This window comes from Pseudomonas sp. D1-36, from assembly GCF_051132205.1.
GTDB lineage: Bacteria > Pseudomonadota > Gammaproteobacteria > Pseudomonadales > Pseudomonadaceae > Aquipseudomonas.
The window spans coordinates 4,107,123-4,120,343 of record NZ_CP071674.1; the positions used below are offsets into that span (position 1 = coordinate 4,107,123).

General features: G+C 61.3%; 13 protein-coding genes. 3 read left to right on the forward strand and 10 right to left on the reverse strand.

All coding sequences use genetic code 11. From position 1 onward, the window contains the following. Positions 1 to 45: 45 nt before the first annotated feature. From J3P76_RS18170 to cysK, 3 genes are all read right to left on the reverse strand, one after another. Entirely contained in the window at positions 46 to 909 is an 864-nt protein-coding gene (locus tag J3P76_RS18170; RefSeq protein ID WP_434610159.1) for a DMT family transporter, read from the reverse strand. A gap of 335 nt (positions 910 to 1,244) precedes the next feature. Further along, positions 1,245 to 2,183, reverse strand: a complete 939-nt coding sequence (locus tag J3P76_RS18175; RefSeq protein WP_434562878.1) for an aspartyl/asparaginyl beta-hydroxylase domain-containing protein — start codon at positions 2,181 to 2,183, stop codon at positions 1,245 to 1,247. A 349-nt stretch (positions 2,184 to 2,532) separates the two neighbouring features. Beyond that, the gene (gene cysK / locus J3P76_RS18180) at positions 2,533 to 3,507 is read right to left on the reverse strand and encodes a cysteine synthase A (protein WP_434610156.1); all 975 of its coding nucleotides are present in this window, start codon (positions 3,505 to 3,507) and stop codon (positions 2,533 to 2,535) included. 126 nt (positions 3,508 to 3,633) lie between these two features. Here cysK and J3P76_RS18185 point away from each other — a divergent pair, with 126 nt between their 5' ends. The 3 genes from J3P76_RS18185 to J3P76_RS18195 all read left to right on the forward strand — a co-directional run bounded on the left by J3P76_RS18185 (position 3,634) and on the right by J3P76_RS18195 (position 7,075). Next, positions 3,634 to 4,710 carry a DUF748 domain-containing protein gene (locus tag J3P76_RS18185; protein WP_434610153.1) on the forward strand — a complete coding sequence of 359 codons (1,077 nt, stop codon included), beginning with the start codon at positions 3,634 to 3,636 and terminating at the stop codon, positions 4,708 to 4,710. Between the two features lie 306 nt (positions 4,711 to 5,016). After that, positions 5,017 to 5,862 carry an AAA family ATPase gene (locus tag J3P76_RS18190; protein WP_053143593.1) on the forward strand — a complete coding sequence of 282 codons (846 nt, stop codon included), beginning with the start codon at positions 5,017 to 5,019 and terminating at the stop codon, positions 5,860 to 5,862. A gap of 34 nt (positions 5,863 to 5,896) precedes the next feature. Beyond that, positions 5,897 to 7,075: a vWA domain-containing protein gene (locus tag J3P76_RS18195; protein ID WP_003198888.1), complete on the forward strand. Its 1,179-nt coding sequence runs from the start codon at positions 5,897 to 5,899 to the stop codon at positions 7,073 to 7,075. Between the two features lie 119 nt (positions 7,076 to 7,194). On the opposite strand, the gene J3P76_RS18200 is transcribed toward J3P76_RS18195, so the two are convergent. From J3P76_RS18200 to J3P76_RS18230, 7 genes are all read right to left on the reverse strand, one after another. Next, positions 7,195 to 8,115: a biotin-dependent carboxyltransferase family protein gene (locus J3P76_RS18200; RefSeq protein ID WP_434701063.1), complete on the reverse strand. Its 921-nt coding sequence runs from the start codon at positions 8,113 to 8,115 to the stop codon at positions 7,195 to 7,197. Continuing rightward, positions 8,112 to 8,816: a 5-oxoprolinase subunit PxpB gene (gene pxpB, locus J3P76_RS18205; RefSeq protein ID WP_434701064.1), complete on the reverse strand. Its 705-nt coding sequence runs from the start codon at positions 8,814 to 8,816 to the stop codon at positions 8,112 to 8,114. Before pxpB ends, J3P76_RS18200 begins: the two co-directional genes overlap by 4 nt. Continuing rightward, the gene (locus tag J3P76_RS18210; protein ID WP_434701065.1) at positions 8,813 to 9,565 is read right to left on the reverse strand and encodes a 5-oxoprolinase subunit PxpA; all 753 of its coding nucleotides are present in this window, start codon (positions 9,563 to 9,565) and stop codon (positions 8,813 to 8,815) included. The genes pxpB and J3P76_RS18210 overlap by 4 nt, the downstream gene beginning before the upstream one ends. A 62-nt stretch (positions 9,566 to 9,627) precedes the next feature. Further along, positions 9,628 to 10,914, reverse strand: coding sequence for an MFS transporter (locus J3P76_RS18215; protein ID WP_420766678.1), 1,287 nt, complete (start codon positions 10,912 to 10,914; stop codon positions 9,628 to 9,630). 293 nt (positions 10,915 to 11,207) lie between these two features. Beyond that, complete coding sequence (locus J3P76_RS18220; RefSeq protein ID WP_003184238.1) at positions 11,208 to 11,750, reverse strand: DUF2937 family protein; 543 nt, start codon at positions 11,748 to 11,750, stop codon at positions 11,208 to 11,210. Between the two features lie 12 nt (positions 11,751 to 11,762). Continuing rightward, on the reverse strand, positions 11,763 to 12,539 hold the full coding sequence (locus J3P76_RS18225) for a class II glutamine amidotransferase (protein ID WP_434675221.1): 777 nt from the start codon (positions 12,537 to 12,539) through the stop codon (positions 11,763 to 11,765). A 31-nt stretch (positions 12,540 to 12,570) separates the two neighbouring features. Continuing rightward, a complete protein-coding gene (locus J3P76_RS18230; protein WP_434701066.1) occupies positions 12,571 to 13,065 on the reverse strand; it encodes an MFS transporter in 495 nt (164 codons plus the stop codon). Positions 13,066 to 13,221: the final 156 nt, after the last annotated feature.

Here is a 13,221-nt window from a genome sequence, read left to right on the forward strand (position 1 = left end):
GGGAGCGAGCTTGCTCGCGATAGCGGTGGAACTGCCAGCGATCAGCTAGCGACTTTTACGAAACACAAACAGCAACCCCACGATGATCAACCCCATCCCCAGCAAGCTCAACAACGCCAACCGGTTGCCGAACACCAGGTAGTCCATGATCGCCGTCACCGCCGGCACCAGGTAGAACAGGCTGGTGACGTTGACCAGATTGCCCCGGGCAATCAGCCGGTACAGCAGCAACGTCGCCAACACCGACACCACCAGCCCCATCCACAACACCGGCACGATGAAACCCGCGCTGCGCTCGAAGTGGAAGGGTTGGAACGGCACGAACACCGAGCACAACACCAGCCCGGCCAGGTACTGCACCGGCAGCGTGCCCAGTGGGTTGTCGGTGATGCGCTTCTGCATGATGGAGCCCGCCGTCATGCTCACCAGCGCCAGCAACCCGCACAGCATGCCCGCCAGGGACATGCCGGCCAGGCCAATGCCTTGGTAAACCACCATCACCAACCCCACCAGCCCCAGCGCCAGGCCGAACATGCGCTGCCATGAACGCTGACGCTCCATGAGCACCACGGTAAGGATCGGCTGCACGCCCATGAGCGTCGCCATTACTCCAGGGGTGACGTTCAGTTGCAGCGCCAGCAGATAGAAAATCTGATAGGCACCCAACAGCACCAGTCCCGTCGCCGCCGCGTACAGCATCGGCTTGCCGGTGCCGGGCAGCTTGAACTTCAACATGGGGATCAACAGCACCAATGCGCACAACGCGATGGCGAAGCGGATCAGCAGGAAGGCGAAAGGTGACGCGTGGGCCAGGCCCAATTTGGAGAAGATCGCCCCGCTGCTCCACAACAGAACGAACAGGCTCGTCGAAGCCGTCGCCAATAAGGCGTTTTTGGAAAAGGAAAACATGAAAAACCACCTGTAGTCAGGCAAAAAGCCAACTCAGCCGAAGCTGAAATCCAGTCGTTTTTTCAGGCGGGCGCAGGGAACGGCAACCGTTGCCGATCAGCCCTGAACGCCAACACCCGGCGGTGATACGCAGGCGTATACCGGTGAGCGACTGACAGGTGGAGGGTATTGACCGATCTGCTCAGGCGACCTGTTCCCGCACGGCACGACGCCAGCGTTGAACGCTGGGACCACGACCGCGGTGACTGGGAATGAAGGCATGAGCCGATCTCTTGGAGGGTGGGTTCGAAAACCGAGCGCTGACTATAACCAGCGCTCGACATGTAACGCAATGTTTAAACAAACAACCAGTAGCCGAGCGCCGTCAGCACAGCCACGGCCAGCACCGGCCGCATCACCCGATACGCCTTGGGGTGCTTGCGCTTGAATTGCTTGACCCTACCGCTGATGCCGTCACTGAACGACTTGCTCCAGGCGTAGGCCCGGTTGATACCGCCGACGCGTTCGTCGTCGAGGTTCTGCGGCGCGGTAGCGCGGCCAAGGAATGCACTGATAGCGCGATTGAGACGAGTCATCAGCGGGTTTTTAAGTGGACGCTCGACATCGCAGAACAGGATAACGCGGGTCTGCGGCGTTTCGTTCTTGACCCAGTGCACGTAGGTTTCGTCGAACATGACGTCTTCACCGTCGCGCCAGGCGTAGATTTGTCCGTCTACGAAGATCCGGCAATCATCGGAGTTGGGCGTGGACAACCCGAGGTGATAGCGCAGGGACCCAGCGAACGGATCGCGATGGGGGTTCAGGTGACTGTCGCCCGGCAGCAGGGCAAACATCGCGCCCCGAACGTTGGGAATTCGATTGACCAGCTCAACGGTCCTTGGGCAGAGCTGCTTCGCCGAGGGCAGCGGCTTGTCATACCACTTGAGATAGAAGCGCTTCCAGCCCTTCTTGAAGAAAGAGCCGAAGCCGGCATCGTTGTTCTTCTCGGCGGCGCGAATATAACCCTCGTCGAACAGGCGCATGGCTTCGTCGCGGATCACTTGCCAGTTCTCCTTGAGCACATCCAGCTCTGGGAACTGGCTGCGATCCAGATAAGGCTTGGACGGCACGCTGGAGAACAAGTACATCAGGGCGTTATAGGGCGCGAAGAATGCCGAGTGGTTGACGAACTGGCGCAGGACAGGCAAACGCGCCTTGCCACGTAAATGCACGTAAAGCGTGCTGCCCAAAAACAGCAGCAATACCGAAGCCTTCGCGACAAACGAAACGGTCATTTCTTTTTCAACTCCTTGTTTAAATGCAACTTGCGCTACGCCATCTGCCCGACGCGGCGGCCGGCCATGTTAAATATCCCTGTCCAGGTTAAACATCGCCGGAGGCGACATTCACCGTTGAGAAAAATGCAACAAAGCCCTTGTTACCATGCGTCGCCTGAACCTTGGCTGACGCACTCTCAAACGTGACTCCTTTTCGTGGCTAGGGAGCTTGCTCCCGCTCGACTGCGCAGCAGTCGCCTCCAACCGCAAGGATCGCCGGGGCGCGCTTCGCATTCCAGCGGGAGCAAGCTCCATCGCCACATGGATCAAGCTTCCACAGAAAGCTATTTCGCCATTGCACAGAGGTCTACTGCTGGGTCTCCTGCTCGGTAAACAAGTCACTGAACAACATGCTCGACAGGTATCGTTCGCCCGAATCCGGCAGGATTACCACGATGGTCTTGCCCTGCATTTCCGGCTTTTCCGCCAGGCGTGCCGCCACGGCCATCGCCGCGCCGCAAGAGATGCCGCAGAGAATTCCCTCTTCCTGCATCAAGCGCAGGGCCATGGCCTTGGACTCGTCATCGGTCACCCGCTCCACCTGATCGACGATCGACAGATCGAGGTTCTTCGGCACGAAGCCCGCGCCGATACCCTGGATCTTGTGGGGGCTGGGCTTGATTTCCTGCCCCGCCATCACCTGGGTGATCACCGGGGAAGCCTCGGGCTCTACCGCCACCGACAGGATCGGTTTGCCGCACGTATTCTTGATATACCGCGAGACACCGGTAATGGTTCCGCCCGTCCCGACGCCCGCGACCAGAACGTCCACCGCGCCATCGGTGTCGTTCCAGATTTCCGGGCCGGTGGTTTTCTCGTGGATCGCCGGGTTGGCCGGATTCTCGAACTGCTGCGGCATGAAGTATTTCGAGGGGTCGCTGGCCATGATCTCGGCGGCTTTCTCGATGGCACCTTTCATGCCCTTGGCCGGCTCGGTGAGCACCAGTTCCGCCCCCAGGGCCTTGAGCACCTTGCGCCGCTCGATGCTCATGGACGCCGGCATGGTCAGCATCAATTTATAGCCACGGGCGGCGGCCACGAATGCCAGGCCAATGCCGGTGTTGCCCGAAGTCGGTTCGACGATGGTCATGCCGGGCTTGAGTTTGCCGGAGCTTTCGGCGTCCCAGATCATGTTCGCGCCTATCCGGCACTTGACCGAATAACCCGGGTTGCGCCCTTCGATCTTGGCCAGGATGGTCACGCCGCGCGGGGCGATGCGATTGATCTGCACCAGTGGCGTATTGCCAATGGAATGGGCGTTGTCAGCGTATATACGACTCATGACCGGGTCCTTAATGCAGAGGGAATTTAGCGCTTAAAGGTAAGCCTGTTGCCCAAAGGCGTCCAGTTGCACCGAACGTTCCCGTTGTTACAAGAGTCAATGGCTTTAACAACGGAGACTACTGTCATGAAGCGTCGATACAGCTGGCCACTGTGGGCCTTCGTCGCCATCGTTGCGCTGTTGGTGGCCCTGCATTTCGCATTGCCTTACCTGGTGCGCAACTACCTCAACGACAAACTGGCGGACATGGGTGATTACCGCGGCCAGGTCGTCGATGTCGACCTGGCCCTCTGGCGTGGAGCCTACCGGATCAATGGCTTGAAGATCGTCAAGGTCGACGGCAAGGTGCCGGTGCCATTCGTCGATGCTCCGGTGGTCGACCTGTCCGTGAGCTGGCACTCGCTGTGGTATGACCATGCGGTGGTGGCCGAAGTGGAATTTGCCCGTCCCGAAGTCAACTTCGTCGACGGCGGGGCCGACCGGCAAAACTCCCAGACCGGCCAGGGCACCAACTGGCGCGAGCAGTTGAGCAAACTGTTGCCTATCACCTTCAACGAAGTGCGCCTGCGGGATGGCAAGGTCACCTTTCGCAATTTCAACTCCAAGCCACCGGTCAACCTGCGGGCCACAGAGGTCAACGCCAGCTTCTATAACCTGACCAACGTGGTCGACACCGAAGGCAAGCGCGACGCCCGGTTCGAGGGCAAGGCCCTGGTGGCCGAACACGCGCCCCTGGAGGTGCAAGCGACCTTCGATCCCTTGAGCAATTTCGAGGACTTCGACTTCCGTCTGCGGGCCAGAAACATCGAGTTGAAACGCCTGAACGACTTTGCCGCGGCCTATGGGAAATTCGACTTCAATGCCGGTCACGGCGATCTGGTGGTCGAAGCCGAAGCTGACAATGCTCGGCTCAGCGGCTACATCAAGCCGCTGCTTCGCGACGTCGACGTGTTCGATTGGCAGCAGGACGTGGAGAACGAGAAAAAGAACATCTTCCGCTCGGTCTGGGAAGCCTTGGTCGGCACGGGCGAAACGGCCCTGAAAAATCAGAGCAAGAACCAGTTCGCCACGCGGGTGGAGCTGAGTGGCAACGTGCATCAGCAGAACATCAGTGCCTTCGAAGCCTTCCTGCAAATCCTGCGCAACGGTTTCGTACAGGCCTTCAATGCCCGGTACGAGCAACCGCCGCCTTCCAAAGATTAGATCTTGCGTTATTGGTGGCGAGGGGATACATCCCCGCCAGGGTGCGAAGCGGCCCCAAACCAGGCAACTCGGTGTGCAAGGTAAAACGGGTTCACTGCCTTAGGGCTGCTGCACAGCCCAGCGGAGCGGTGCGACGTTTCGCTTAATCCCCTCGGCACAAGACTGAGTCAACATGTGACGCTCCATTCAGAGACTGAATACAGCGTCTGCGTTCACAGTCGGCGGGGCCTCGCGGTATAGTCGGGCACGACATTTATTTCGCGCGCCCCGCCTCGCCGGGCCGGCGACACGTTCGAGGAATTGCAGATGAAGTTCGAAGGCACCAGCGCCTACGTGGCCACCGATGACCTGAAACTGGCCGTCAACGCCGCCATCACCCTGGAGCGGCCGCTGTTGGTCAAGGGCGAACCGGGCACTGGCAAGACCATGCTCGCCGAACAACTGGCGGAGTCCTTCGGCGCGCGCCTGATCACCTGGCACATCAAGTCCACCACCAAGGCCCACCAGGGCCTGTACGAGTACGATGCGGTCAGCCGCCTGCGGGACTCGCAGTTGGGCGTGGACAAGGTCCACGACGTGCGCAACTACTTGAAGAAGGGCAAGCTCTGGGAAGCCTTCGAGTCCGAAGAACGGGTGATCCTGCTGATCGACGAGATCGATAAGGCCGACATCGAGTTCCCCAACGACCTGCTGCAAGAGCTCGACAAGATGGAGTTCTACGTCTACGAGACCGACGAAACCATCAAGGCCAAGCAGCGCCCGATCATCATCATTACCTCCAACAACGAAAAGGAACTGCCGGACGCCTTCCTGCGTCGCTGCTTCTTCCACTACATCGCATTTCCCGACCGCGCCACCCTGCAGAAAATCGTCGACGTGCATTACCCGGATATCAAGAAGGACCTGGTCAGCGAAGCGCTGGACGTGTTTTTCGATGTGCGCAAAGTCCCGGGCCTGAAGAAAAAGCCTTCCACCTCCGAGTTGGTGGATTGGCTCAAGCTGCTGATGGCCGACAACATCGGCGAAGCGGTGCTGCGCGAGCGTGATCCGACCAAGGCCATTCCGCCGCTGGCCGGCGCCTTGGTCAAGAACGAACAGGACGTGCAATTGCTTGAGCGCCTGGCGTTCATGAGCCGTCGCGGCACTCGCTGATCCTCTTCGTCCAACAAGAGCGAGGGCGATTGCCATGCTGCTTAACCTGTTCAATGAGATGCGCGCCGCCAAGGTGCCCGTGTCGGTGCGAGAACTGCTGGACCTGATCAACGCGCTGAAACAGCGGGTGATCTTTGCCGACATGGATGAGTTCTATTACCTGTCCCGGGCCATCCTGGTGAAGGACGAGCGGCATTTCGACAAGTTCGACCGGGCGTTCGCCGCGTATTTCAATGGCCTGGAGAAACTCGACGATCACCTCCAGGCGCTGATTCCCGAAGACTGGCTGCGCAAGGAATTCGAGCGCTCGTTGACCGACGAGGAACGGGCGCAGATCCAATCCCTGGGCGGCCTGGACAAGCTGATCGAAGAATTCAAGAAGCGCCTGGAAGAACAAAAGGAACGCCATGCCGGCGGCAACAAGTGGATCGGCACTGGCGGCACCAGCCCGTTCGGTTCCGGCGGCTTCAACCCCGAAGGCATTCGCGTCGGCGACGCCGGCAAGCGCCAGGGCAAGGCCGTCAAGGTCTGGGACCAGCGCGAATACAAGAACCTCGACGACCAGGTCGAACTGGGCACCCGCAACATCAAGATCGCCCTGCGCCGCCTGCGCAAGTTTGCCCGTCAGGGCGCGGCGGAAGAGCTGGACATCGACGGCACCATCGACCACACCGCCCGGGATGCCGGCCTGCTGAATATCCAGATGCGCCCGGAGCGACGCAACACCGTCAAGCTCCTGTTGCTGTTCGATATCGGCGGTTCGATGGACGCCCACGTGAAGATCTGCGAAGAGTTGTTCTCGGCCTGCAAGACCGAGTTCAAGCACCTGGAATACTTCTACTTCCATAACTTTGTGTATGAATCGGTTTGGAAGAACAACCTGCGCCGTACCTCGGAGCGCACGTCGACTCAGGATTTGTTGCACAAGTATGGCGCCGACTACAAAGTGATCTTCATCGGCGACGCCGCCATGGCGCCCTATGAAATCACTCAGGCCGGCGGCAGCGTCGAGCACTGGAACGAAGAAGCCGGTTACGTGTGGATGCAGCGCTTCATGGAGAAGTACAAGAAACTCATCTGGATCAATCCCTACCCCAAAGACACCTGGGGTTATACCGCCTCGACCAACATCGTGCGCGAGCTGGTGGAAGACCGGATGTATCCGCTGACCTTGCGGGGGCTGGAGGAAGGGATGCGGTTTCTTTCCAAGTAAAGTTCTTTGGTGCCTTTCAGGGCCTCATCGCGAGCAGGCTCGCTCCCACAGGGGTCTTGTATACGACGAAGATCCAGTGTGGGAGCGAGCCTGCTCCGGGCGGCGATCCGACGATGCTTTTAGCGGTTTAACAGCGCCCGCATACACTCCACCTGCTGCCGATGCGCAACCGCCTGCACCACCGGACGCAACCGCACCTGAGTTCCCGGCAGGCATTGCGCCAACCGTGCCAGGGACAGCGGCGTCAACGCACCCAGGCGTGGGTAACCGCCGATGGTTTGCCGATCATTGAGCAACACGATCGGCTGGCCGTCCGGCGGTACCTGCACGGCACCGAGGGGAATGCCCTCCGAGATCATCGCCGGCCCCTGATACTCCAGCGCAGTCCCCAGCAAACGCATGCCCATGCGGTCGGCGCGACTGTCCAGCGTCCACGGGCTGTTGAACGCATCGAACAGGCTCCGTCCGCTGAACTCGCCATTCTGCGCACCCAGGATCAGATCCAGCGGCTGTACCTGCTGGAAATCCGGAATCCGCGTATGCGGCATGGGCCGAGGCGTCGCCGAGCCTGAATAGCTCAAGCGCGCCCCACGATTCAGGGCCCGCCCTCGCCCATCCAGGCCACCGAGTTCTTCGCGCACGACGGTCGAACGGCTGCCCAGGACTTGCGGTGCATCGAACCCGCCAGGCGCCGCCAGGTAGGCCCGGGCACCGAGCACGGGCTGGGTCAGCGCCAGCACCTGGCCCTTGCGCAAGCTGAAAAAGCGCCACGACGCCACGCCCTGGCCGTCTATCCGCGCACCCAGGTCCGCTCCGGCCAGGGCCAGCACACAATCCTCTTCAGCCACCACGGTGAAGCCGCCGAGGGTAACCTCCACCACCGCCGCGTCGAGATCATTGCCGAGCATCCAGTTGGCCCACGCCATCGACAACCAATCCGCCGCGCCGCCCTGGGTCACGCCCAAGTGCCTCACGCCGAAGCGGCCGGTGTCCTGCAACAGGCACAGCGGCGTGCTGGCCTCGATCAACAACCGGCTCATGCCTGGGCCTCCAACGGTGTGTCGTCGCCACCCAGGGCGATGAATTCGGCGTGGTCCACGGCAGCGAAACGCACCGTGTCCCCCGGCTGCATCAGGCTGTAGCCGTCGCGCTCACGATCAAACAGTCTGGCCGGGGTGCGCCCGATCAGGTTCCAGCCGCCGGGCGACACCGCCGGATACGCTGCGGTCTGCCGTTCGGCAATGCCGACACTGCCCGCCGCGACCCGTTTGCGCGGCGTGTCGAGGCGCGGGGCGGCCAATGCTTCGTCCACCAGCCCCATGAAGGCGAACCCCGGTGCGAAGCCCAGGGCAAATACCTGGTATTCGCGCTCGCTGTGGCGCCGGATCACCTGCTCCACCGTCAGCCCACTGCGACTCGCCAGCAGGCCCAACTCCGGCCCGACGGTAGCGTCGTACCACACCGGCAGCACGTGGCATTGACCGGCGGATCGGGCGTCCGGTGAAAGGTTATGCAATGCCTCGCTGATCAATTCGCGGGCCTGGACCGGGTTCAGGACGAGCAAATCGTAATGGACCATCAACGTGGTATAGGACGGCACCAGGTCGATCAAACGCTCGGCAAACACCGCTCGCAGGCGCTCGCTGGCGGCCAGCATCCAAGGCATGTTGGCCTCTGCGATTTCGTCGAACAGGCGCACCATCAGGCAGTCCACCGCCACCACTTCCAAGCGTGGTTTCATGGCGCACTCTGCCGATCCAGGGCTTCGCGGATGCGTTGCACAGCGGCTACCGAACTGGCGTTGTCGCCATGTACGCACAACGTAGTGGCGTGCAGGTTCAGGGCGCTGCCATCGCTGGCCGTCAACGGATCGCCGCGAGCAATTGTCAGGGCCTGCGCGATGATGACCTCGGGGTCGTGATGCACCGCGCCCGGCGTTTGCCGCGAAACCAGGCGGCCGGCACTGTCATAAGCACGATCGGCGAAGGCTTCGAACCACAGCGTCAGGCCATACTCATCGCCCAGGGCCTGGGCGGCGCTGTTGTCCCGGGTCGCCATGAGCATCAACGGCAACCCGCGATCATAAGCGGCAACGGCCTGGATGACGGCGCGCAGTTGCGCCGGGCTGGCCATCATGTCGTTGTACATCGCGCCGTGGGGCTTGACGTAGCTGACCTGCCCGCCCTGGGCCCGGCAAATGCCGTCCAGCGCGCCGATCTGATAATGCAGCAAGTCCTGCAGTTCCTGGGGGCCATAAGCCATGGAACGCCGGCCGAAGCCCGCCAGGTCCTGATAGGCCGGGTGGGCGCCTATGCGCACGTCGTGGCTCAGGGCCAGGCCGACGGTCTTGCGCATGATGCTCGGGTCGCCGGCATGGAAACCGCAGGCGATGTTGGCGCAATCGATGAAGGGCATCACCTCGGCATCCAGACCCATGGTCCAGCTGCCGAAACTTTCGCCTATGTCACAATTCAATAGCAGGCGGTTCACGGTGAACGCTCCTGTAAGTTCTTTCTTTTAAGCCTGTGGGACCTCGTCCCCCAGGGTATCAGTTACTCGGCTTCCAGCTGCTTGCCTTGGGTTTCCGGCAGGCTCAGGGCCGCCAGGATCACCACGCCGTAGGACACTGCGGCAAACGCACCAATGCCAACACTCAACGGCACCTTCTGGCTCAAGATACCGATCAGCAGCGGAAACAGTGCCGCCACCGCCCTGCCAATGTTGTAGCAGAAACCCTGGCCAGAACCCCGGATGCGCGTGGGAAACAGCTCGGTGAGAAACGAGCCCATGCCACTGAACATACCCGATGCGAAAAAGCCCAGGGGAAAGCCCAGCCAGAGCATCACGTTATTGCTCACCGGCACCTGGGTGTACAGCAAGACGATGGTGAACGAGCCTACGGCATACAGGACGAAATTCTTCTTTCGTCCCAGGATGTCCGACAGGTACGCACTGATGACGTAACCCACGTAGGAGCCGACGATCACCATGGCCAGATAGCCACCGGTGCCCAGGACGCTCAGGCCACGTTCGTTCTTGAGAAAAGTCGGCAGCCAGGACGTGATCGCGTAGTAACCACCCAGCGCGCCGGTGGTCAGCAACGAGGCTCGTATCGTGGTGAAGAGAATGCCGGGGGCGAAAATCTCGTAGAACTTCGCTGGGTTTTCCGGCGTCAGGCGGGCCTTGGTCTGGTTATAGACTTCCGGATCCTTGACCAACCGGCGGACGAAAATCACGAACACGGCGGGCACGATGCCGAGAATGAACAATGCGCGCCAGGCGTCTTCCGGCGGCAGCACCGAAAACAGCAGCGCATACAGGATCGCCGTCATGCCCCAACCCAGCGCCCAGCCCGATTGCACCATGCCCACCGCTTTACCGCGGTCCTTGGCGCGAATAACTTCGCCCATCAACACCGCGCCGGCGGTCCACTCGCCGCCGAAACCGAAGCCCATCAGCGTGCGGGCGATCAACAGTTGTTCGTAGTTTTGGGCAAAGCCGCACAGAAAAGTGAAGAATGCGAACCACAGCACCGTCAGTTGCAGGGTACGGACCCGGCCGATGCGGTCAGAGAGAATGCCCGCCACCCAGCCGCCAATGGCGGAGGCGATCAAGGTGCTGGTGTGGATCAGGCCTGCCTGCCCGGTGGTGATGCCCCACATCGCGATCAGGGTCGGCACCACGAAACTGAGCATTTGCGTGTCCATGCCGTCCAGGGCGTAACCGATCTTGCAGCTCCAGAAGGTGCGCCGTTCCTGCTGGTTGATGTTGCGATACCAATCGAACGGGCCGGACCGGGCCTGGGGTTGGGGGACGCCGAGCGTGTCGGGTGCACTCATGGTGGTTCTCCACGGTTTTATTGTTGTGAGTCTCGACGATGCTGGCGCGGAGACCGTTGCCCCGATTCTTGAGCGCGCAGCCGATCCCGTCCAACGAATAAAACCTTGGCCGGGTCATAAGAAAAATTTGATTGGGCAGGCAAGATTGCCGGAAAACTTGGAGGACACCGTTGTGGCGAGGGGATTTATCCCCGCTGGGTCGCGAAGCGGCCCCCAACAAGGCCAAACAGGATTATCTAATTGACTGCAATGGGGGCTGCTTTGCAGCCCAGCGGGGATAAATCCCCTCGCCACTAGAGCCCGCGCAGGTCACGCTCTTCGATCGGCCGGCTCTGGCGCAAGCGCTTGCCGCCCAGCACCACCCAGTCGATCAGGCGGAACAGGCATTCCAGGCCGAACGACAGCAACATCGCGCCGCTGATGCCCCAGATCATCGCCTCGGGGGTCAGCAGGATCTGGTAGCTGTAGCCGTTCCATGTTTCCTTGCGGATGTCCGGATCGGCGGCCAGCGCCACTTGCAGCAGGCGGATGTACCACGGGCCTTGCATCGCCTGGAATTGCTTGTCCAGGGCCTGCTGGCGCACGAGCAAGGTGTTCAGGCTGTCGGCATCGCTGCGAAAGATCGGGTCTTCGCTGGCGCGGTAATGGGCCACGAGGGCCTGCATGTCGCCTTTGAAGAATTGATTGGCGGTGCCCTGGAAACCTTGCAGGCCAGTCTGCGCCTCGATCAGGTGAGCCTCGACCCGCTTGGCGTAGTCATTGATGAACCCCGGAACCTGGACCCCCACCAACAGGCCCACCGCGAACAACACCAGCCGTAGATAACTGAGCAACATAACGTGACGTCCTTATTCGGTCCGGCCGTGGCTGACGCATTCGCCGCGCCGCCACAGGCTCCATTGGCCCGGCTCGTAGCGGGTCCAGGTTTCGTTTTCGGTCAAGGGTTCGGTAGCGATCACCGTGACCACGTCGTTGGGGGTGGTTTCCGCCTGGAAATCGACAATCACGTCCACGTCCTTGAGCCGCGCCGGGCCGAACGGCGCGCGACGGGTTATCTGCGCCAGTTTGGTCGAGCAATAGCAGAACAGCCAGTCGCCATCGCTGAGCAAGCAGTTGAACACGCCTTTGCTGCGGTATTCGGTACAGGCCTCGATCAACGACGGCAGCAAGTGTTCCACGTCCACTGGCTCGGGAAACGCCTGGCGCACGCGGTTAAGCAGGTCGCAGAACGCCGCTTCGCTGTCGGTATCACCCACCGGACGGTAGAAGCTTGCGCCCGGCTGGAAATCAGCGAGCTGGCCGTTGTGGGCGAAACACCAGTTGCGTCCCCATAACTCCCGCACGAACGGGTGCGTATTGGACAGGCAGACCTTGCCGACGTTGGCCTGGCGGATATGCCCGATCACCACTTCGCTCTTGATCGGATAACGCTGCACCAGGTTCGCCACTTCAGACTCGCTGCTCGCGGCCGGGTCCTGGAACAGGCGCAGGCCACGGCCCTCGTAAAAGGCGATGCCCCAGCCGTCGCGGTGCGGCCCGGTCTTGCCGCCGCGCTGCATCAGCCCAGTGAAGCTGAACACGATGTCGGTCGGCACATTCGCGCTCATGCCCAATAACTCACACATGCTCGAACCCTCGTTTGATTGGGCGGCCCGGTTACAGGCGCGGTTCGATACGCGAACGCTGGGGGTTGCTCGGCACGGGTGGGCGACCGTAACGGTCGTCACCGGCCACGCCGAACGGCGGCTCGTCGTCAGGCTCGGCAGCGGCGGCGGCTTTAGCGGCGGCGGCCCGTTCCCTGCGAGCGTTGGCAGCGCGTTCGATGGGGAAGCGGATCAGCACGAAAATCAGATAAAGGCCGAACGCGACCATGCCGTACATAAGCAGGTCGGACGCTGCGCGCCATACGTTGTTGCCGACCTTGAACAATACGTCCAGGGCGACGATGGCCAAGGCCGGCGCGACTTTTTCCTTCACCGGGTCGACGATGGTGGGGCTGAACAGCAACACCGCCATCAGCAGCCGCAGCGGCTCGCGCAACCAGCGCCACATGAAGCGGGTCATGCGCATCCAAACCAGGAGGCAGCCCACGGCGGCAAAGGCGTACAGGCCCCAGGCAATCAGATAGTCGTTCTCGGTCATGGTGTCCATGGCAAGGCAGGCAAAGAGGCGCTTATAGTAACGGCTTTTCGCTCGTCAGGCTGCCCCGGCATCCAGCGGATGCCCGGCATGGAGAGTTTTTCGGTCCGGCGGCAGAACTGACCCCGCCAGGCACTTGTCCCTTTTCGTATCACGCTCGAGAGTTTT